Raw genomic sequence first — 22,646 nt, forward strand, 5'->3', positions numbered from 1 at the left:
CAGGTGGTCAACTACCTAATTTTCAGGGAAAAAGTACCTCAATTTTCCCCCTGATCACTCCCATGCCTGGTACTTTTTGATTGACAAAAAGTCTAAAAGTCTTACCCAACAAGGTTTTTAGATTTATTCAGCAGACCCTAATTAAAACCCTCTGGTCGATATAGCCAAATATAATTAGGTTATGCTGAAACAGTTTTTCGTGGGGGTGGGGTGTCGGGTGTGGGGTTTTAGCCATTTTCAGGTGGTCAATTACCCAATGTTCAGGGAAAAAGTCCCGGAATTTCCCCCCCTGATCACTCCAATGACTGACACTTTTTGAGGGCAAAAAAGCCTAAAGATATTATCCAACAAAGTTTTTAGATTTATTCAGCCAGCCCTAATTATTCCCCTATTGCCTATTGCTAGGAGCCAAGGACGATTTTGCTACCGGAAAATTTTCAATTGTGGCCAGAGATCGATCGTGGTAATTTAAGAAAGCGATCGGGGAACTCTAACAGGGAAGATCCCGACCCTAGCGAGGGAGTGCCTGTTTAACCGTCTGTCCTATGTACAAGTCTATTACTGTTTTAACGCTGCTGACGGGAATTATCGCCGTTGATGTGGTTTTTGCTCAATCCACTGTTAATCTTCCCATCACAGTTAAACGGGGAGAATCCTACGAAGGATTATTGACTAGAGCATCGCAATTAGCAGAGAAAACTATCATCAGTCGTTTTAATCAACAACAGGGTCTTAATAAAATTGATTTATTGATAACGGCCGAAAAATCAGGGGCGATCGCACCTCTCCTCTCGGTGAAGGTATCCCGTCAAGATTGGTTTGGCCATCCCAATATTCAACGCTGGGCTAATGTTTTTCCCTTTGGCAAAGCTCTCCTCGGTTTTAGCTCTCCCGCACCCGTAGTCACCCCGAAAAGTCCCCCCGCTGCCGTTAATCCCACGCCATCTCCAGCACCATCTCCCAGTGCTACCACTCCTCCTCCTCCCCCTGCTTTACCCTTCGAGGACGAGCCGAATAATGCTCCCCCAATCCCCATTCCTAACCAAAGATTAACCACTCCAGCTAATCGTTAATTGATAGGAAAAGGAGGGGCTTTCGGCAGATATATTGACTTTTAAGTGGCAAAACGGGGCTGAAACCAGTCTAGGGGAAAAATATCATCTTCTTGGGCGGTTTCTGTCCAACCGGTGACGCTCTCAAAACAAGTCCCCGTCAAGTTAGCACCCCTCAAGTCCGCTCCCTGTAGATTTACTTCTTGTAAACGCGCTCCCGCTAGATTAGCACCCGCTAAATTGGCCCCGCGTAAATCACTACCCGTCAGACGTGCCTCGCTAAAATTAGCCCTTTCTAAATTAGCCCCCTGAAAGTCCACCTCTTTAAGAAAAGAGCCGCTAAAATTGGCTTCCCTTGCGGAAATCTGACGACATTTAGCCCCACTTAGCCGCGCCTCTTGCAAATTAGCCCAATTGAGATTGACTTTATCTAGGGTTGCCTCCAAGAGATTAACTAAGTATAAATTCGCCCCGCATAAATTCGCCCCGCATAAATTCGCCCCCCGGAGATTAGCATGGGAAAGATCCGCCCCACTTAATCGCGAGTTACGCAGGTTTGCCTGTACCATAAAGGCCCCGGTGAGATTAGCTTTGGTTAAGTCCGCTTCCACTAATTGCGCTTGACTTAATTTGGCATAGGTTAAATTCGCCCAATTCAAACTCGCTCCCCGCAGATTTGATTTAGTCAGAAAAGAGCGACTCAAATTAGTTCCGCGCAAATTTGCCGCCGCAAAATTGACAGCGATCAGAGTCACTTGTTGTAGGTCTAGACTCATCAAGTCAATGGCTAAAAAATCCCGCTCTCCTTGTTCGTAGAGTCTTAGTAACTGATTAACTTTCATCTCCCTTCTTCTACTTTAAGATGGTGGTTAAGAATTAATCAACAAAAGCACCCAAAAACTTCGTCTGATAAATAACTCAGCTTTTAGATGAGTTATTTATCAGGCTCTCTTTTGAGTTTATGTAAAGTTTTTTATCGATTTTTTAAGGGAAGATAACCCGAACAGCAAGTTAATTTTAATCATAGTTAAGTAGCTTGGCTAAAACAGTTTGACTGGTTTTTCCAATTCTACCCCAGTCCATCGGGTAATTAGTATCTAACACTACTCTTGTTAAAAAACTTATCTATTGTTGAAACTCGATTATATTTAACCCAGCTAATTCCCCGTATTTTCTCGGATCAGGGCGGTGGAGCCGAGAGGACTTTCAGGCTATTTTTACCCAAATCAATAGAGACGTTGTCTAGCAACGTCTCTACAAAAGTGGTATTTAATCAAGCTACTCAGAAACAGACAGAGGGGAAACCTTTTGGGCTTGAGCGAGATAGTACCATCCCGACGGGACAAATACCAGTGCGCTTAGGGTGGTTCCGATTACCCCGATGGAAATACAGATAGCGAGGGGTTCCCAAAAAGCCCCGCCGTAGAGAAATAATGGCACAAATCCCGTCACGGTGGTTAAGGTAGTGGTGAGAATGTGACGGGTGGAAGCAATAACCACTTCCCGGATTGCCTTGCGTTGGCGTTGAAGATGGGGAGGTAAAGCTTGTAAAGCCGCTACCACGACAATAGAATCATTAACGGAAACCCCAACTAAGCCGATAGTGCCTAAAATCGACATGAATCCCAAGGGATATTCAAATAACCAGAGGGAAAATAAGGCTAGTCCAATTGAACTAATACCGACGACAGTAACTAGGGCAGCAAGACGGAAGGAGTTAAAAGAAAGAACAAGGGTTGATAGCATTAGAATCGCCAAGACTCCCACACTAGCAATTAGATTAGCCACAGCCGTATCTCTTTCTTCTTCCTCTCCGCCAAATTCGAGCCGATACCCTGGCGGAAGGGAAAATTTGCCCGATTCTAAGTTTTGGCGAAATTCGTCTAAAACCGTTGCAGCGATCGCATCAGCTTGAACATAGGCCTTCACCGTATTAATTCGCTTGCCATTTCGTCGAGGAATCGTGGCTAATTCGGGGAGAAAATCAAATTCTGCCACGGAGGAAAGGGAAATATTCGCCCGTTCAGCAGTGGCGGAATTACCGAGAATATTTAAAGAGGCAATTTGTGGCAGTTGCTCGCGATCGCGATTAGCGACTCTGACTCGTACGGGTAATTCTTCCGTTGCTTCTAAAATCGAGCCACCCACAGAACCTTCTAAAAGGTTATCCAATTGACTGGCGATCGCCGCATTATCCAAACCAATCAGTCGAGCTTTTTCTTCATTAATTTTTAAGGCTAATTTAGCTTGAATTTCACTTAAATCAGCAACAGAATAGGTTATTTCGGGTATTTTTGCCAGTTCTTCCCGTAAGGACTCGCCAATTTTCCTTAACATCTCCAATTCTGAGCCATAAACCCTAATTTCGATCGGGGCGCCCACCGGTGGACCCTGTTCTAGGGGGCTAACTAATACCCTAGCCATCGGTAGAGCTTGACTTAATTGTTTTTGTAAGGTTTCGATCAATTGGGGATCATCAGAAACTTGCCGAAGTTGAATCAATGCTTGGGCAAAATTAGGAGAGTCTTTAATGCCATCGGAGAGATTATAGTAGAAGGGGGGAGCATTACGCCCTAAAAACCAGTGAACTTCCGCAATTTCTTGATGATCTAGCAGTATTTTTGCAGCTTGAGCCACTTTTACCTGAGTTACTTCTAGGGTTGTGGTGGGGGCCAGTTCGATTTCTAGGGTTAACTGATCTCGTTCTGCTGGGGGAAAGAATTCTTCTGGGAGAGTGCCAGCGACAACAAAGCCAGTAATTGGGATAATCAAGCCAATAACCAGACCTAATACGGGAAAATAGAGAATTAACTTCAAAATTTGGCGATACAAACCCGTTAGGAGCGGTAAATTAATTCCCGTATCCCACCAATGGGTTTTTGTCTGGTGCGAGCGATGAGTCAGTTGATATAAACGTAAACTGAGGACAGGAATAATCGTTAGGGACAAAATTAGAGAACTAACCAAGGCTAAGATCACTGTTTGGGCGATAGTACGCACGAATTCGCCAGTGCCTCCTTGCAAAAGAGCGATCGGCATAAAAGACAAAATCGTGGTTAGGGTAGAAGCTAAGAGGGGAATCCCTAACTGTTTAACGGTTTCAGCAACAATATGTTCGTGAGCTATTCCCGTCCGTAGTCCTTTTTGCAGTTCATCGACAATCACAATAGCGTTATCGATCAAAAGTCCCAAAGCAATGACAATTCCTGTCACCGACATTTGATGTAGGGGAATTTGCCAGAGATTCATACCGGCAAAGACCATCAGGATCGATAAGGGCAAGGATGCACTCACCACCAAGGCGGACTGCCATCCCATCATCACAAAAGCTGTCCCCATGACACAGAGTAACCCTAGGATCATGTTGCTGAATAATCCATCGAGTCGGTTAGCCACATAACGATTTTGGGCAAAAATTATCTTGAGGCTCACACCTTGGGGGAGAGAGGGTCGAAACAGGTCTAACTTGGCCTGGGCTGCCGTTGTCCATTCGTCTATGCGTTGCCCCGATTCCATCATAGCGGCCACCACAATAGCGGGTTTACCGTTAATAATGGTTAGTTCTGGTGGTGGTTCTTGAATTCCCTTGGTAACTAGGGCGATATCTCCTAAACGGGTAAATTGTCCCTCATTACTGTAACGAATCGGAATTGCTCGAATCCGAGAGAGTGATTCTAAACTGGTATCGACTTCCAATAATAAATTATTGCGATTACTGCGAAGTTGTCCGGCGGCGACCTTGGCATCACTGGTTTGAATTTGTTGGGCAACTTCGACGGCGGTTAGGCCCAGGGAGGATAATTTCACCGGATCGATTTCGACTAAAATTTCCTCGGCCGGAACCCCGACTAACTCGACCCTTTCGGTTCCCCAAAGGGCTTCTAATTCATCGAACAGTTCTTGGCCAAGTCGGCGTAAAATAGCGTAATTAGGAGCGGTATCTAGATCCCAAAGGATGGCAGTCAATAAACTAAAGGCTTTACTATATCCTTCTTCGTATAAGGGTCTTTGGGCTTCTGGGGGTAGTTCCGGGATGACATCGGTAATCCGATCGCGAATGCGTGACCAGACGGGATCCACATCAGTCACTTCATCTTTAAGTTCAATATTGACCGTGGAACGCCCTAATTCTGAGGAGGACTCAATCAGGCTAATTTCTTTGATGCTAGAGAGAGATTGTTCAATTTTTTCGGTCACTAGGGATTCGACCCGATAAGGACTGGCACCGGGTAAATTGGTGGTAATGGTGGCACCTCGATTAATTGTTTCGGGATCTTCCATGCGCGGCAAAATTTGAAAGGAAGACAATCCCCAGACAATAATCAGAATTAAGGTCAGAATTAGTAATCTAGGTTTACGTTCAAATAAGTTATTCATTGGAGATTATTAGGGATAATAAAGCTGATTAATGACCGCTGACTACCAAATTTCCACCATTTGCCCGGGTACGATGCGGTGAACCCCTTCGACGATCACTCGATCACCGGAGGTGAGAGTCCCGCGCACCAACAAGCGATCGCCTTGAATCGCTAGAACTTCTAAATCTTGGCGTTTGACGGTAAACTGTCGAGGATTATCGGGATTAGCTTCTCCTAGAACATAGGAAGACCATAATCCTCTCGTGCCTTGTACTAAAGCTTCTGTGGGCAACCAATAGCCCGATTGTGGAACTGATTGAGATAATTCTAGGCTGACCACTTGCCCTGGAATCAGGCCCTGAGTCTGATTTAAACTTAAAATAACCGTGGCGGTACGGGTAGTTGGATCAATTTGGGGCAAGGTTGAAGTGACTTGTCCTGTTAATATTTTGTTACCAATTTTTAAACGATGTTTACTGCCAATTGGTAAGTTTTCGGACTGGTCAATGGGAACCCCTATACGCGCTTCCAGTTTATTACTTTCCACTAAACGAACGATCGGATTACTTGCAGAAACAACAGTGCCAATATTGACGTGAAGGAGGGCAATAGTGCCATCGTAGGGTGCTTGAAGTTGGCTTTTCTCAATCTCTAATTTAATATTCTTCAGTTGGGCATCAAATTGGTCAATAACGGCTTTTTGCAGAGAAATCAATTCGGGACGAGTACCGGCCTTGAGTTCATCTAATTGACTTTGGGCTTCATCAATTCTCGCTTGTTGTGCATTAACATCTGTTTGCACTTCTTCGAGTTGTTCTCTGGTAATTGCCCCTTCTTGATACAATCCTAGCCGTCTTTGGTATTTAGATTGGGCTAAAGCTAATTGTTCCCTGAGATCGCGGACTTTTGCTTGGGCTGCGGCGATACTTTCTTTCCTGGAACCAGCTTGTAATTCTTGCAGTTTAGCCGTCGCTTGCGATCGCTGGGCGATGAGTTCTTGTTTTTGTGCTTCTAAATTGCGTGTATCTAGAGTAGCAATTAAAGTACCTCGGCGTACCTCTTGACCCTCTTGAACCAATAAACTAATTAATTGTCCCGAACGCTCAAATCCTAGTTCACTTGTCCGTTTAGCCACAATATTACCCGTATAACGGCGCGGTTCTTGGTGATGGGTGACAGGACTTAAAGTTAAGGTTCGCACCGGTAAGGCTGCCGTCTTGCTCTTATCGATTGCTAACGAAGCGGTTTCTTTTGAGGTGGTGGATTCAGAGGTGTCTTCTAAGAGGACATTACGCAGGGTAGGATAGGCAAAAACCGAGGTGGCCGCTAGGATACCAGTAATAATTAATCGCCAGGGCAATCGCAGTTTTTTGATGGCAGTTTCTTGCTGTTTAGTGACAGGATTGGGGGAAGTCATAATCCAGTTCCAAATTAGTAGGGTTTAGTGAAAAGTAATAACAGATTAGCGAGGAAAGAACTATTTTTTGATGGCATAAGACCGGAGGACAAAAGCCGCTGCTAGGGATAATATACCGGCGGACAAAAAGGCAATTTGTACCCCCCAGGGGTTATCAGGAGTTTTCCCGAAAGAAAGGATTAATCCTGTTAGAAAAGACCCCGCACCTTGGCTAAATTGAATTAGTAGCCCCCTAGTTCCAAAAAATATTGCTTCTCGTCCCATTCCCTGTTGCTCCGCATCTTGATCGATAATGTCCGATAACATGGCATTCGGCAGACTAAAAAAGCTGGCTAGGGCTAAATTAGCGATGATTGAAAGGATTAACCAAGGAATCAAAGAATCTTGCCACCAAAAGCGACCACAGGCCATGGCAATCATACCCAAGCCAACCCAGATTAAAGAACCTTGAAAAACCAGTTTTTTGCCATATTTTTGCGCTAAGGGTAAAACCAAGGTAAATCCAGCCAAGGCACTACCGACGATAATAGTATTAATCACGGCGGCAAAACTTACCTCTCGTTTGAGGAGAGCAATTACTAAAAAAGTCGGAATCACCGAGATAATGCTAATCACCATCCACGCCAAAATCATGGTGATCATATAGATACAAAAAGTCCGATTGGTAAAAGCCGCCGTTAAGGTGGTTTTAAAGTTAGGATATTTCCCCTTAGAAGGAGTATATTCTTCTTTTTCTAGCAAGGGCATAGCTAGGGTAATTACCCCAATAAGACTAATAGCAATACCCATCCCCTGAAAGCCATAGCTATCAGTTAACCAAGGGGCAATAATCCCACCAATGGTGGCACCAACTAAACCAAAAATTCCGATTTGAGTTGATAATTTAACCCTTCCTTCTGGGCTTTTAGCGAGAGTAGGCAACCAGGCTAAATAGGGAACATGGTAGGATGCCATACCCACATAAAACACCCAAAGCATGGTGACTAAATAAATGAAGTAAGTGGTTTGATTTAAGTTATTAGGGGGATTAAACAACAGGATAAAACCACCAATTAAAGGGAGTAAACTGACCAGTATAAATGGTCTTCTTTTGCCCCAAGGACTCCAAAAGCGATCGGAAAAATAACCGATCACTGGCTGTACAAAAGCCCCAGCAATACGGCTAATCATTATCGCTATCCCCACTAAAGCAGAGGGCAATAAAATGGATAAGTTATAGTCATTGGGAATGCCGGGGTCGTAGCGATAAATTAGCATGGTTAGAAGGGCATTATTAACGATAAAGTTACCAAACCAACCAGTGATATACGGAAGATAATCTATTCGGAGATGTTGCCATTTGCTAGAAGTGCTAGAAGTCATTAGAATTGGGGGAGAGATGGGTAGTTAGCAGTAGATTGTTAGGCTTATTTAAAGAAATTCGTAGCGACCGGGTGAGAGAATGTGATGGGGATCCAAGCTGTCTTTAATTTTCTGGATTAAGCAACTATAATCGTCTTGGGCTACGGGTAAACTATTCATAGAGTGGGTACTAAGACGGTAGGGATAATAGCCTTGATTGATCAATTCTGCCAACATTTCATCGTGACAATTTAAGGCTTTTTGGTCTTCTCCTTCTAGCAATCGATCATAAAAAATGGCAGCATTGATGTTGATATTGCGCTCGGTAATACAGTTAATGCCGATATTAGGTTCATAACCATATTTTTGAGCGATGCTGCTGATAATATTGAGAGCATTTCTGAGATGATTTCCCAGAAAAGGAACAGCGGGAACACACCAAATCATGCCACAGGCATCCAGGTCTAAATTCAACCTATCGGTGGGGGGCGTTTTTTTGCGCCAATAGGCCATCTTCAGCACTTTTTCGGTAATCATTCCTCGTTGGGGATTTTTGTGATAAATTAAATCCACCTTGTCCTTAATTTCCACACCAGTAAATACTTTAAAAATGGGACTCATTTTGCTGGCCATTTTGAACTTATTTTCATCAAAAAACATAAGTTTATTGACAATTCCTTTCAAGGCTTTTTCAATTAGGTTTCTTTCGACTTTTCCCTGTTCTGGTGAAGCCGAATATAAAGCTCCTTCTCCTATCCAAACACCGCCGCCCCATTGATGACTTAATTGTTCTAATAAATCGGGGGGTAAAGGAGTTTTTTCTTGGCATTCCTGCCAGGGATATTGTTGTTGAATAGACAACATTCGGTAGTTATTATTAATGTGGAAGGTGGTTTTAATTACCCCTGCCATTTTCAGTTGACGTAGTTTATCGATCAATAACTCTAATTTATTTTCTTGATCGATGCTATAGAAAAAAGCCTGAAAATATTCAGGATAGGGGGTTAACCAAAAAGTCATTTTGGTGACGATTCCTAGGTTAGATTGGGTAAAAATTCCATCAAAATAGGGACCGACTCCCCAACGATTGACCGCCCCTATTTGGGAATTTTCAAAGCGATTAAATCCCGTATGAACACATTCACCGGTGGGCAAAACTACTTCCATTCCACAGACATGATTAAAGCGATCGCCCAAAGGTCCTTTGGCTTCACCTCGTTCGAGAATATTGCCAATAATACTAGAATCAGGAGTCGAACCGGTGACACTCATTAATAATTTATTGCCATTTTTTTGCAAAAAATCGTAGAGTTGTCGCTGAGTAACACCCGCTTCAATAGTTACATAAGCTAGGGTTTCATTGTAATCCAAAATCTGATTTAATCGACTCAAATCCATTAAAACCGAACCGGTGCGGCTAGGAACTCGCGAACCATAACCCCAATTTTTACCTGTACTAATAGGATAGACAGGGGTTTGATAGCGATTAGCAATTTTTAGAGATTCTTGGACTTCTTGACGATTACCCGGGCGAATAATTGCCGGGATTTTAGCATGGGTTTCGTAGGTAGCGGTCTCGGCTTCTAGGCGTTTTTTGTTATCGGTGCTGACATATTCGGAGCCTAATAAATTTTCCCATTCTTGTAGAGCGTTAGTTAAATTGTCGCTAATAATATTTTCGGAAACAATTAGAGAGTCCATAGTATTTTTTTTCTCCTTGAAATTCAGGTATGAGGGGTAATTAAAGGGCCGTAGGGAACCGGCCCTGCTATCCGTGGCAATTAACTTTTAAGCGGTTGCTGTTTGCGAGAGAAAATTGCGCTAAAACTAGGAATAAAACGGGGAGTATTGGCGAAAACTGCTTGATAATTGGTGTCTTGACTTAAAGCTTCTTCTTCAGCCGGAATGCGTTGGATTAATAACCAAGCATTCAGGAGACTAAAGACTATAGATGTCAGATAAGCGGTATGAAACAGGGGAACCACCGCTAATTCCGTGATCATGGCCCACCAGTTAGGATGACGGATATATTGATAAATGCCATTGTCGATCACGGGTGTCTGAGGAACCGTGACCACCTGATGAATCCAGCGATCGCCTAAGGCTTCAATGGAGGCATAGCGGAGCTTTTGAGCTAAAAAGGTAGTAATTAGGGAAAATAAAGCCAATGCTGGAATAAAAGGTCGATCGAGCAGATAAACTTCCCCGATCATGCAAAGCATCCAGCTAGATTGGAAAATCTTGACGAATCCCACATAATTAGAACTATGCAGTTTGCCACCTTCCGCTAAGACTTTGGCCATATTCTGTTTACTCAGACGAGTAACGCGCACTCGTTGGACAATAATGTAACTAATCAGGGCAATGAAAACTATTTGGCTTAACATCCTTAAATATCCTTAGAATTGAACTAAAATGGCTTCTTGAGCAAATCCAGGCCCCATGGAAATTATTAATCCGTAGGAACCCGTGGGAGGATGGGGACGGGAAAGGGTTTCATCGAGAATGCAGAGGATAGTAGCAGAGGCAATATTGCCAATTTCCGCCAAAATATCCCAACTAACCTGTAGAATATCCGGTTCTAACTGGAATTCTTCAACTATTGCATCGAGAATCTTTGGACCCCCCGGATGCACCATCCAACAGACAATTTCCTCGAGGGAAACTCCTGTTTTTTCCAGTAAAGATGTCACCGCTTTTCTCACCCCACCCTTGACGTAATCAGAGACTTCTGGGCGAAGAATTTGGCGAAAACCGTAGTCTGTTAAAGGTAATGCCATTAAATGCTCTGTGTGGGGCATTAACAGCGATTGAGTGCCGATAATCTTCAGTTTTGCTTTACCTTGCTTGACTAAGGGATGTTCATCTCCCGCTAAGAGCACAGTACCGACTCCATCGCCAAATAAAGCCGCTACCACAAGGGTCATAATGATATTGCTATATTGAGACGGATCTTCGGGTAATTGTCCCAATAATTCCGTTAAATCGCTATGAATTGACCCTTGCCAAAGGCCAGAGGAGGGATCGGTGGTAAACAAAATCGCTGTTTCGGTGGGATGTCCTTGCAGATAATCGTTTACTCTGGCTAATCCTTGGGCGCCCCCCAAACAGCCGACACCCGATAACGCTTGCCGCTTGATATCGAGGGAAAAATCTAGACGATTGAGGAGTAAACTTTCTAGGGAAGGAACGGAAGGAAGAACAGTAACGGAGGTAACTAGGGAGATTTCTTTAGGAGAAAGAGCGGCTTTTTTCAGCAAATTAGTTACTGTCGATGTTACTAAATCCATAGTTAGATCGACCATTTGACGAAAGGGTTGGGCGATTCCGGGAGGATTATCGGCATCGAATTCATCTAGGGGAATAGTGAAGTATCGCCCTTGAATTTTGACATTACTGAAAAAACGATGAATTTGTTCTAAATCAAAAAAGGTTTGTTCCTGGAAGTCGAGATGATTTTCTCGGCAATAATCTTGAAGAAGATTAGCACAATGATTTCTGATATTGACTTCTAGAACCTCTTGGGGATAGTAATGTTCTGGAAAACCGGTAGCTGTCTCAATAATGTAGGGCATTGGAGTTAAGATAGAGGGATTTCAGGGGGTGAATTATGGTGGGAGATTTAAGCCAGTAATCGGCGAGCTAATCCTTGGGCTTCGCGTATATAACCCAATTTGTCAATCACTAAGGAGTGAGTACCGCTATGGTGTTTATTGTCGGCGCTTAAATTGGCACTAATTTGACGTTTTAGCTTTTCAAATTTATAGACAAACCGGGATTTTTTATCCTGAGCTTGTAGATAAGCGGCCACTAAATTACTTTGTTCTTCAAATACGCGCCAGTGGGTGCCAGTGGGATGAACCATTCCGATGACAAACAGGTTATTTTCCTCTGGGTGAAAAACATTCATATAGAGGTTGGGCTGGGTGGTTCCTTCTTGCCAATTTAAATCTGATTTGTCAATAAAAGAAAATTCAATTTTGTAACCAGTGGCGTAGATAATGAGATCAATTTCTTCTGTACTGCCATCGGCAAAAATAACATTCTTTCCGTCTAATTCTTGGATATTAGGCTTATGGGTGACATCTCCATGCACATAATAACGATAGATTTGTTGGTCACTATTGGGAATAATTAGACCGTTACTTTTACAATCTGTAGGAATATTGAGCTTTTTGAGATTAACTCCTTGTAAGAATAGAGCTATTGGTGATAATAAAGCCATCATTTTCATGTGTTCTTGGGCTGGAATTAGATTCATGATTGGCGTGTTAATCATCACCCATTCTGGGGGCAAACCGAACAAAAATTTCGGCATACAGAGAAAGCCACGACGGGTACTATGGAAAGTTTTACTACCATTGATAGCCGCTTCGACGACTAAATCCATGGCTGATTGTCCCGCTCCAACTACTAGGACTTTTTTAGCATTTAGTTGAGCGGGATTATCATAATCTTTTGCATGGATAATTTCCCCGTCAAAATGCCCAGAAAATTGAGGAATATTCGGTTTGTTATGATAACCACTAGCGATTAAAACTCCTCGGTATCGTCTGGTTTCTTGGTTGCTAAGGCTGACATCCCAAAAGTTACCCACCTTTTTTACTTTCTCTACGCTGAGATTAAATTCCATGAAATCATAGAGATTGAAATGAGCGGCATAATTGCGAAGATATTCATAGACTAACCGATGATTGGGATAATCTGGGTAATCTTTTGGCATGGGAAAATCGGAAAAAGGTTGTGTGGTTTTATGGCCAATTAGATGCGTATTTTTATACATTGGACTATCGGGACGGTCATAGATCCAAATACCCCCAACATCCTGAGCAGATTCGATAACATTAAAGGGAATTTTGGCTTTGCTTAAGGCTCTAGCCGCCGCTAATCCTGCGGCACCAGCCCCAATAATACAGTATTGCTCTTTGTAATCTAAAGTCATGATTTTTCTCCCTTGAATAATTGGTTAATTAGGCAGTCATTTGTTCAGGAAACTCTCGTAAACTTTGGCAAATTATTTTCATAATTTTCTCCGTATGTTGATTGATAAAGAAATGTCCTCCTGGTAAGGTATGCAGGACAAAATCTTGATTGGTTTGCAGTTGCCATTGTTGTAATTGATCGGCAGAAACCTTGGCATCGTTGTGGCCTCCAAAAACGGTAATAGGACAATTTAAGGGTTGACCTTGTTGATAAGAATAGGTCTCTAGGAGTTTGAAATCTGCTCGTAAAATTGGTAAAAAAGCCGCCATTAAATCGGGATTTTTGAGGAGAGTTTCTGGGGTTCCTTGAAAATGACCTAAAGCTGCTAAAAATTGCTCATCTCCCAGACGATGAATGGGTAAATCGGGATTGACAATTTGAGGCGCTCGAAATCCAGACATAAATAAATGTTGGGGTAGATTTTGCCGAGTTTTAGCTAATTCTCTGGTTAATTCAAAACTGATTAAAGAACCCATGCTATGACCAAAAAAAGCATAAGGTTGGTCTAAATAGGGAGTCAGAATCGGAATGAGACGATTAATCAGGGATTTTAGCGATGTAATCGCAGTTTCCTGAAGACGCGTTTCGCGTCCGGGTAGTTGAATCGCCCACAATTCCACTTGCTTGGGGCAGTAATTCAGCCAATTTTGGAATGCGGAGGCACCCCCACCGGCGTAGGGAAAACAAAATAGACGAATGCGGGCGTTAGGATTAGCTTGTTTGCGAATTAGCCAAAGTTTCGGATCATTAGAGATATTTTCGGCTTTAGTCGTCTTGATTGGTTTTTTCTGTTTTGAGGGGAGAGGAGTTTTGTTGCTAGTTGCAGGTTGGGAATTTTGGGTGATTAAGTTGAATATTTGCGGTAAAAACTGCTCAATACTCAATCCCGCTAGGTATTCCACGGGAACAATAATTTTTAAATCCTCCTCTAGTTGACGTCGTAATTGACTGGACATGAGAGAATCTAAGCCTAAACTAGAGAGCGGTTGCTTGCTATGTAGCTTGACCATGGATAAACCGGTAATCTGTTCTAAAACACCGATAATGTAGGTTTCTAGTTGTTTAAGCTGTTTCTCTGCGGGTGTGGCCAAAAGAGAGTCAAGGGTAATTAGATGACCAGAAGATGATGCAGTGGTGGTTTTGACAACTTCTGGCGGTTGCGGAGGTGTTTCTAGGAGATATTTCGACAATTTAGGCAATAATTGCGCTTCTTCTGGGGTCAAGTCGCCTGTTTTTAGCCAATAACTACTTCTTTCAAAGCTGTAAGTCGGTAAGATACAGGGTTTACTGTCTTGATTGGCCGTTATCTCTTGCCAATTCAGGGCGAATCCCCGCAGATAAAGCTGACTGACACTCTCGAGAATCTGTTGTCGGTCAGAGGTTTGACGACGCAAACTGGGCAACCAAAGACAAGAATAATTTTTATCCAGTAGGCTGCCCATGGCCGATAAAACGGGATGGGAGCCGCATTCGACAAATAGCTCATAACCGTTGTCCAGTAAGGTTTTTATCCCATCGGCAAAGCGAACAGAACACCGGAGATGACGACACCAATAATCGGGAGTAGTGACCTCAAAATTGACTAACTTGCCATTAAGGTTAGAAATTAAGGCTCGTTGGGGGGGATGATAGGTGATAGTTTCAGCAATTTGTCGGAACTCGTCTAAAATTTCCTCCATCAGAGGGGAATGAAAAGCTTGAGAGACATTTAACCGGGTAATCTTCAGATTTTTGACCTGAAGCTGTTTTACCAGGGTTTCTATGGTCTCTGCAGCACCGGACAGGACAATATTATCCTGACCATTAATAGCGGCAATAGCTACCTGAGATTGATAGGGGGCAATTAAGGGAGTAATTTCAGCTTCACTAGCCGAGATAACGACCATTGAACCACTTTTTCCCACAGAATCCATCAATTTAGCCCGATAGAAGACTAATTTTAAGGCATCTTCTAAACTAAAGACTCCAGCAACACAGGCGGCCACATATTCCCCTAAACTATGACCCATAACTCCATGGGGGCTAATTCCCCAGGATTCCCAGAGTTTAAAAAGGGCGTATTCGAGAGCAAATAGGGCAGGTTGGCTGTAAAAAGTTTGATTGAGATGATTTTCTTGGTCAATAATCTCCGTTAGGCAATAGTCGCCATATTGACGGAGAATCTCAGCACAGCGATCGAGTGTTTGACGAAATAGAGGATAGGATTGGTATAGTTCCCTTCCCATACCGGGGTATTGAGAACCCTGTCCTGGAAAGAGAAAGGCAATTTTTGCCCGATTTTTGCCATTAAATTCACTTTTTTGGCGAAAAGAACTCGGTTCACCCTGAACGAAAGCGGTTAGTTTTTCTTGAAGTTGGCAGTGACTAGAGACAATACAGGTGAAACGATGGGGTAATTGGGAGCGACTGCGATTGCTAGTAGCACAAATGGAGCTTAAAGCAATATTTTTCGCATTTTCTAGGTAATTTGCGTATTTTTGGGCTAGTTTGATTAAAGCCGATTCGGTCTTGGCTGAGAGGGTGAACAGATAGGGCGATGAATCAGGTGCCGCAGTCGTTTGAGGTTCGTAAGGGTATTCTTCGAGAATAATATGGGCATTAGTGCCATTTAAGCCAAAAGAACTAACTCCAGCTAAACGAGCAGAATTTTCACTAACCCATTCACGGTTTTTAGTCGGAACTTTCAGCGGCTGATTTTCCCAGTCTAGATGGGGTGTCGGTTGCTGGAAGTGGAGATGGGGGGCAATTTGTCGATGTTGCAAGCATAAAATCACTTTCATCAGTCCGGCAATACCAGCGGCCGCTTCTAGATGGCCGATATTGGTTTTGACGGAACCAACCCAAACCGGTTGGGGATTTTTAGCAAAAACTGTCGATAATGCACCTAATTCAATGGGATCGCCCAAAGAAGTGCCAGTTCCATGGGCTTCAATATAGCTAATATCCTCTGGCTTTACCTGAGCATTTTTTAAAGCTTGACGAATCAATTGTTCTTGACTAAGTTGATTGGGAACTGTTAAACCGCTACTCGTACCACCATGGTTAACGGCCGAACCTTTAATTAGTCCTAAAATCAAGTTATTATCCCGAATAGCCGCAGATAAAGACTTTAAAACTATAATACCGCCGCCTTCTCCCCGCACATAGCCATTCGCTGTTCTATCAAAGGTTTTACAACGACCGTCAGGAGACAACATCTGGGCGCGGGATTCCATGATAGTAACGAAGGGGGTTAACATTAGGTTGACTCCCCCGGCTAGGGCAACTTCACACTCGTTATTGCGTAAACTTTGGCAAGCTAAATGAACAGCGACTAAAGAGGAGGCACAAGCAGTATCAACCGTTAAAGTTGGGCCATGAAATCCAAAAAGATAGGATAAACGTCCCGAAGCTACACTTTTAGCATTTCCCGTTCCCGTATAGGCATCAATCAGAGCGGGATGATGGCTAAAATGGGAGTAATCTTGAGTCATCATGCCGATAAATACCCCCGTTTGACTTCCTCGCCGATTTAAGGGTGATATTCCCGCATTTTCCAGAGCTTCCCAGGCTAGTTCCAGCAGTAATCGCTGTTGCGGATCCATTTGTGCTACCTCCCGGGGAGAAAGACCAAAAAAATCAGCGTCAAATTGATCTATCGGTTGATTTAAGAAGCCACCGTGACGGGTATAGACTTTTCCCCTTGCATCGGGCTTAGGATCGTAATAATTGTCAATATTCCAGCGCTGCGGCGGAATTTCGCTGATGGCATCGGTTCCTGATTGCAATAATTCCCAAAAAGTTTCCGGGGAATTAGCTCCCTGGGGAAAGCGACAGGACATACCAATAATTGCAATTGGTTCATTCTTAGCTTTTTCTAGGGTATGTAGCTTAGTTTTTAAGACCTTAATTTGATTTAAGGCATCTTTTATTAAGCTCATTTGATCGGTTTTGGCAGGTATTTGTGTCATGGTAAACAGGTTATTTAGATAGGGTTTGAGGTCTGCTTTTCTAGCTTAAGGAATTTAATTCCTGTAGCAGTAAATCGGACAATTCTTCTAGGGATAAGTCTTCTTCGTTGAGGGGATCAATATTGCTATCTTGATTTGCTCCTATTGCTAAGGGTTTTAAACTAAAGTCAAGGTCAATAACTTCAGTTACCAGATAATCGACCAAACTGGTCACTGTTGGGTATTTAAAAGTGATAGTTGCCGCCAGAGATTTACCTAAATCCTTGGCTAAACGATTGCGTAATTCCACCGTCATTAAAGAATCCATCCCCAACTCAAAAAAACCTTGGTCAACTTGGGTAAATTCTCTAGCCGGAATAGCGAGAATTTCCGCTACAATCCCTTGAACATGAGCAGTCAAAGCCGCAAAACGCTCCTCAATTGGTACTGTCCTTAAGACATCAATAAAATTATTGTCTGGGGTTAATTTTGGGGCTGAAAAACTCTGGAAATCTCGTAATAAAGGCGGAATTTTTTGATTCTCGAAACTGTTAAAAAAGCTATTCCAATTGAGAGAAGCGACAGTTACCTGTGTCCGAGAAGTCGTCAGCAATGTTTCGAGGAGATGCAAACATTTTTGGGGATCAAGAGGGGTAAAACCCTGTTTAATTAGCCTTTTTTTCGCTTTTTCGCCTAAATTTTCGGCCATACCACCCTCTGCCCAGGGACCCCAATTAATGGTCAGGGCCGGCAGTCCTTGCGCTTGACGATAATGAGCTAGACTATCTAAAAAGGCATTAGCACTAGCATAATTACTCTGTCCAGAAGACCCTAACACCGAGGCCATCGAGGAAAAATTAATAAACCAGTCTAAATCAACTTCTTGACTGAGGAGATGCAAATTCCAAGCGCCGAGTATTTTGGGGGAAAAGACGCGCTCAAATTTCTCCCAAGTCTGTTTGGATAAGCTGGCATCCTCTAACACCCCGGCCGTGTGAATAATGCCTTTTAAGGGGGGTAACTGTTGCTCGATTATCTCAAAAGCCCGACGCATTTGGCCAAAGTCGCTAACATCGGCGGCAAAAACTTCTACATTGGTTCCCTCTTGTCGCCATTGGTCTATAATTGGTTGGGTTTCTGGAGTTATTCCCCGGCGACTCAGTAAGACGAGGGATTTTGCTCCTTTTTTCCTTAACCAATTAGCCACTTGCTGCCCTAAGGCCCCTAGACCACCAGTAATAAGATAGGTGGCATTTTCGGCAATTTCTCGGTTTTTTAGCGACGATTTCGGGATAAACCGCCCTAAACGAGCCACATAGCTCCGGCCTTGCCGCCAAGCGATTTGATTTTCCTCCTCCGCACTTTGTAAAGATTGGAACACCTCTAGGGCTAAGGTGTGGCTATCCTGAAATTTATCTCCATCTAGACACAGACAGCGCAATTCTGGGTATTCTAGGGCAATAGTCCGTCCTAATCCCCAGAGGGAACTTTGGGCAAGGGCAATCACTGTGGGCTGAGAAGGAATGTATTGAGCCGATTGGGTGACAATATAGAGGCGAGGAGAGTAATTAACCTCTATTTTGCCTAGTTCTTGCACTATTTCCAGCAAAGTTCCACAAATTCGCTCCTGAGTGACGGCTAGGTTTTGATTATTTTCTAAAGCTTGGTCGTCATCGATTCCCCAGAGATAAATTAGACCTTGATAGGGTTTTTTGAGGAAATATTGCCAAGTCTGGCGATTGTTTTCGGTGATAAGTTGGCATCTATGCCCTTGTTGCGCCAATTTTTCGGCTAATTGTTGCCCCACTCCCTTTTTGTCAGCAAAAATTAACCAATCTCCTGTTTCTGTCCAATCCATTCCCGTCAAGTCCGTGGCTTGCCAAGTAATTTCGTATAAACTATCCTTGAGGTCGTTGGTCTGGGAAAAGAGGGTTTCTGGCCGGGCCTGTTGAAAAGTTAATCCGTCAATTTGGCTAATTAATTGACCCGATTCGCTGAAAATAGTCAAATCAGCGATTAAGATGCCGTTTTGCAAATTGCTATGGCTGAAGCGACCATGACAGTATATAGAGGTGTCCTTAACTCCCGAAAAGGTCAATCGATCAATATTAGTGGGAAGATAGGTGCTATTCCCCGCGGGAAATAGTGCCGACATAGCGTGAAAGCAACCATCAAGTAAGACAGGATGTAGCTGGTAATCCACCGCTTGCGAGATGAGATGGGAAGAAAGTTGAATTTTTGCGACAATTTCGGACTGATTGCGGTAAAGTTGCTGGATAACTCGAAAACTTTCCCCGTAGTTCACTCCTTTACTTAAACAGTCCTGATAATGCTGTGCGATTTCGATTTTTTGGTGACAACGGTCCCGGATATCTGTCCAATTGCCGCTGGGTAAGTCCTGGTTTTCATTGGTTAAATTACCGGATAGATGCAGTAGGGAAACTTCCCCTTCCCCAAGACTGAGAATCTGAAATTGTCCCCCCGCTAGTAAGCTTAACTGTACCTTTTTACTCTGGTTTTCTGAGAAAATTAAGGGTCGATTCAGACTCAATTGGCCAATAGTAAACTGCTGATTGGGATATTGTTGACCGGCTGCCACTATAATCATCTCTAGATAGGCCGCGGCCGGGAAAACTACCTGGCCAAAAACTTGATGTTCTTGCAGATAGCTCGGAGAGCAGGGAGAAAGAGAGGATTGATAGTGAACATCCTTTGACCCCAATAGATGCAGCGGTTGCTGTAGGAGAGGGTGGAAAGCTGCTGCTGTCGGGGTTTTTAGCTGAGAATCAATGTAATCTAACCAATAGCGTTTTCTTTGGAAGGGATAGGTAGGTAAGGGGATTTTTTCGCGTAAATAATCCAGGTCGAATCCATTCCAGTCAATTTTGACCCCTTTTACATAAAGGGTCGCTAAACTTTGGAGCAGGGTTTCCCAATTCGACTGTTTTGGGGATAAACTAGCTAACCAGAGACCTTGGTCGGGGAGATTTTGCTGACCTAGGTTAATTAATGTGGTTTTTGCGCCAATTTCTAGGAATATTTCCGTATTTAACTCTCCTAATCTTTCTATACCCCGGGCAAACTCTACGGGAGACAGTAGATGATTAACCCAATATTGGGAAGTTGCTATCTCTGCATCGATAACATCCCCAGTCAGGTTAGAAATAAGGGGAAGACGCGGGGAATTATAGGTGATAGTTTCGGCAATCTTGGCAAATTCTCCCACCATACCCGTCATTAAGGGAGAATGGAAAGCATGGGAAACCGCTAAAGTCTGACTTTCAATGCCTCTCTGATTAAAGTTAGCGATTAAATGGTTAATAGCCTCAGTTTCGCCAGAAATGACTGTATTTTCTCGACTATTGACCGCAGCAATGGTACAGATGCCCCTAATCTTCCTCAGATGATTGGTCACGGTGTCGGAATCGGTAAAAATTGCCGCCATTATGCCGTTTTTCGGTAATGTCTGCATTAAGCGTCCCCGATGGGCAATTAACTTCAAACCGTCTTCTAAGCTAAAGACTCCCGCTAAACAAGCGGCCACATATTCCCCTAAACTATGACCGATGAGAGCATCGGGTTTCACTCCCCAAGATAACCAGAGTTGAGCGAGGGCATATTCCAGAGAAAATAGGGTAATTTGACTGTAAAAAGTCTGATTAATCAACTGACTGGTTTTTTCGTCCCCATATAACACTTGCAGTAAGGATTTCACCCCATAGCTCCGTAAAATTTCGTCACATTTCTCTAAAGTTTGGCGAAAAGTCGGTTGCGTTTCGTAGAGTTCCCTAGCCATTCCGGGATACTGTGAACCCTGTCCCGTACACATAAAAGCCAGTTTAGGGGCTTTTTTCGAGGTTAAAAGACTTTTTTGACCTGAAAAGCGATTTTCACCCCTAATAAAGTCTTTTAAAGCTTGCTCAAGCTGTTTTTGAGCCACAAAGGGAATAGCTAAACGATGCTCAAAATGCGATCGCCCAGTATTAGCGGTATAGGCCACATTTGCCATGACCGTCTGGGAATTTTGACCGAAAAAATCGTAGTAGCGTTGAGCTAATTCCCGTAAGGCCGGCTCACTTTTCGCCGAAAGGGTAATTAAATGACAAGGACGTTCTAAATGAGGTTTTTCGTCACCAAGCCGCTCAAAATTGCTTTCCTCCACGATTAAATGGACGTTAGTGCCACTCATCCCAAAAGCACTCACTCCAGCCCGTCGGACTCCTTCTCTGACCAACCAAGGGGTAAGAGTGGTGGGGATTTTGACCGGCAGTTTTTCCCAGGGAATATAGGGATTAGGGTTCTTAAAATGAAGATTAGGGGCGATTTGCTGATTTTGTAGCTGTAAAACTGTCTTAATTAACGCCGCAATCCCCGCAGCTCCTTCCAGATGCCCCATATTAGTTTTCACGGTTCCCAAAATCAGGGGATTATCTTGGCTATGACCCCGGCCATAAATTTTGCCTAAGGATAAAACCTCGATGGGATCTCCTAAAGATGTACCTGTACCGTGAACTTCGACGTATTGTAGATCTTTAGGTTGAATTTTCGCTCTTTCGAGGGCTTGTCTGAGTAAAGCTTCCTGTGCCTGACCATTGGGGGCGGTTAAGCCATTACTTTTTCCATCGTGATTGACAGCCGAACCGCGAATTTGGGCGAAAATGAGATTGCCATCTCGGAGAGCATCACTGAGACGTTTTAAGACCACGACACCGCAACCTTCGCCCCGACCATAACCATCGGCCGAAGCATCAAAGGTTTTACTGCGACCCTGGGGAGAAACGGCTTTTAATTTACAATTACTAATCGCAGTGGCCGGGGTTAACATCAGATTCACACCCCCCGCTAAAGCGAGATTACATTCTTGGCCGCGCAGACTTTGACAGGCCAAATGTACTGCCAAGAGGGAGGAGGAACAGGCCGTATCAATTTGCAGAGTCGGACCGTGAAACCCAAATAGATAAGAGATTCTGCCGACGGCAATAGCGCGACTGGTTCCTAAACTGTTGTAAGCATCAATGTGATTGACTACGCCTTGATGAAAACACAATTGGGCATAATCATCGCGAAAAATGCCCATAAATACGCCAGTTTGACTATTAATCAAACTTTCTGGCGCAATAGCCGCATTTTCTAGGGATTCCCAACAGACTTCTAACAGTAACCGTTGTTGCGGATCCATGGCGGCGGCTTCCCGGGGTGAGATGCCGAAGAAAGCTGGGTCAAATTCGTCAACTTTGTCTAAAAATGCCCCTTCCCGACTATACATTTTCCCCGGAACATCGGCATCTTGGTGATAATAATCGGCAATATTCCAACGTTCTAGGGGAATTTCTGTTACTGCATCGATGCCATTAACCAATAACTGCCAATAACTTGCGGAATCATTGACTCCTGCGGGAAAACGACAGCCCATACCCACAATAGCGATGGGTTCGGTTTGCGCTTTGACCATTGCATCGAGGTGTTTGTCTTGTTCTAAAAAAGCTTGTTTTTGTTGATTCATCTTCCTAACAACTCTTGTCTTGTTATGTCACGTCACTTTCATCTCAGGTTATGCTTGGGAAAA

Annotated in this window: 11 protein-coding genes; 1 reads left to right on the top strand and 10 read right to left on the bottom strand. The window is 43.5% G+C overall.

Annotation, left to right across the window (positions count from 1 at the left end; translation table 11 throughout):
* The first annotated feature begins 545 nt into the window (after positions 1 to 545).
* Positions 546 to 1,073 carry a hypothetical protein gene (locus O9295_RS26465; RefSeq protein WP_002798966.1) on the top strand — a complete coding sequence of 176 codons (528 nt, stop codon included), beginning with the start codon at positions 546 to 548 and terminating at the stop codon, positions 1,071 to 1,073.
* Positions 1,074 to 1,114: 41 nt separating this feature from the next.
* Here the strand turns inward: O9295_RS26465 and O9295_RS26470 are convergent, their stop codons facing one another.
* The 10 genes from O9295_RS26470 to O9295_RS26515 form a co-directional block, all read right to left on the bottom strand.
* A complete protein-coding gene (locus tag O9295_RS26470; protein ID WP_012265876.1) occupies positions 1,115 to 1,894 on the bottom strand; it encodes a pentapeptide repeat-containing protein in 780 nt (259 codons plus the stop codon).
* Positions 1,895 to 2,330: 436 nt separating this feature from the next.
* The gene (locus O9295_RS26475) at positions 2,331 to 5,429 is read right to left on the bottom strand and encodes an efflux RND transporter permease subunit (protein ID WP_288036245.1); all 3,099 of its coding nucleotides are present in this window, start codon (positions 5,427 to 5,429) and stop codon (positions 2,331 to 2,333) included.
* A 42-nt stretch (positions 5,430 to 5,471) separates the two neighbouring features.
* Positions 5,472 to 6,827 (bottom strand): efflux RND transporter periplasmic adaptor subunit, encoded by a 1,356-nt coding sequence (locus O9295_RS26480; protein ID WP_002798963.1) that lies wholly within the window; start codon positions 6,825 to 6,827, stop codon positions 5,472 to 5,474.
* Positions 6,828 to 6,887: 60 nt separating this feature from the next.
* Positions 6,888 to 8,189, bottom strand: coding sequence for an MFS transporter (locus O9295_RS26485; protein WP_288036247.1), 1,302 nt, complete (start codon positions 8,187 to 8,189; stop codon positions 6,888 to 6,890).
* Between the two features lie 48 nt (positions 8,190 to 8,237).
* Complete coding sequence (locus tag O9295_RS26490) at positions 8,238 to 9,869, bottom strand: FAD-binding oxidoreductase (protein ID WP_288036249.1); 1,632 nt, start codon at positions 9,867 to 9,869, stop codon at positions 8,238 to 8,240.
* An 80-nt stretch (positions 9,870 to 9,949) separates the two neighbouring features.
* Complete coding sequence (locus O9295_RS26495; protein WP_002731647.1) at positions 9,950 to 10,555, bottom strand: isoprenylcysteine carboxyl methyltransferase family protein; 606 nt, start codon at positions 10,553 to 10,555, stop codon at positions 9,950 to 9,952.
* 12 nt (positions 10,556 to 10,567) lie between these two features.
* Positions 10,568 to 11,743, bottom strand: coding sequence for a type III polyketide synthase (locus tag O9295_RS26500; RefSeq protein WP_288036250.1), 1,176 nt, complete (start codon positions 11,741 to 11,743; stop codon positions 10,568 to 10,570).
* 47 nt (positions 11,744 to 11,790) lie between these two features.
* Positions 11,791 to 13,110 carry a flavin-containing monooxygenase gene (locus tag O9295_RS26505; protein ID WP_288036251.1) on the bottom strand — a complete coding sequence of 440 codons (1,320 nt, stop codon included), beginning with the start codon at positions 13,108 to 13,110 and terminating at the stop codon, positions 11,791 to 11,793.
* 28 nt (positions 13,111 to 13,138) lie between these two features.
* The gene (locus O9295_RS26510) at positions 13,139 to 17,101 is read right to left on the bottom strand and encodes a beta-ketoacyl synthase N-terminal-like domain-containing protein (protein WP_288036253.1); all 3,963 of its coding nucleotides are present in this window, start codon (positions 17,099 to 17,101) and stop codon (positions 13,139 to 13,141) included.
* 40 nt (positions 17,102 to 17,141) lie between these two features.
* Positions 17,142 to 22,583 (bottom strand): type I polyketide synthase, encoded by a 5,442-nt coding sequence (locus O9295_RS26515; RefSeq protein WP_288036254.1) that lies wholly within the window; start codon positions 22,581 to 22,583, stop codon positions 17,142 to 17,144.
* Positions 22,584 to 22,646 lie beyond the last annotated feature (63 nt).

Source organism: Microcystis sp. LE18-22.4A (assembly GCF_027531105.1).
In the GTDB taxonomy this organism is placed as follows: Bacteria; Cyanobacteriota; Cyanobacteriia; order Cyanobacteriales; family Microcystaceae; genus Microcystis; species Microcystis aeruginosa.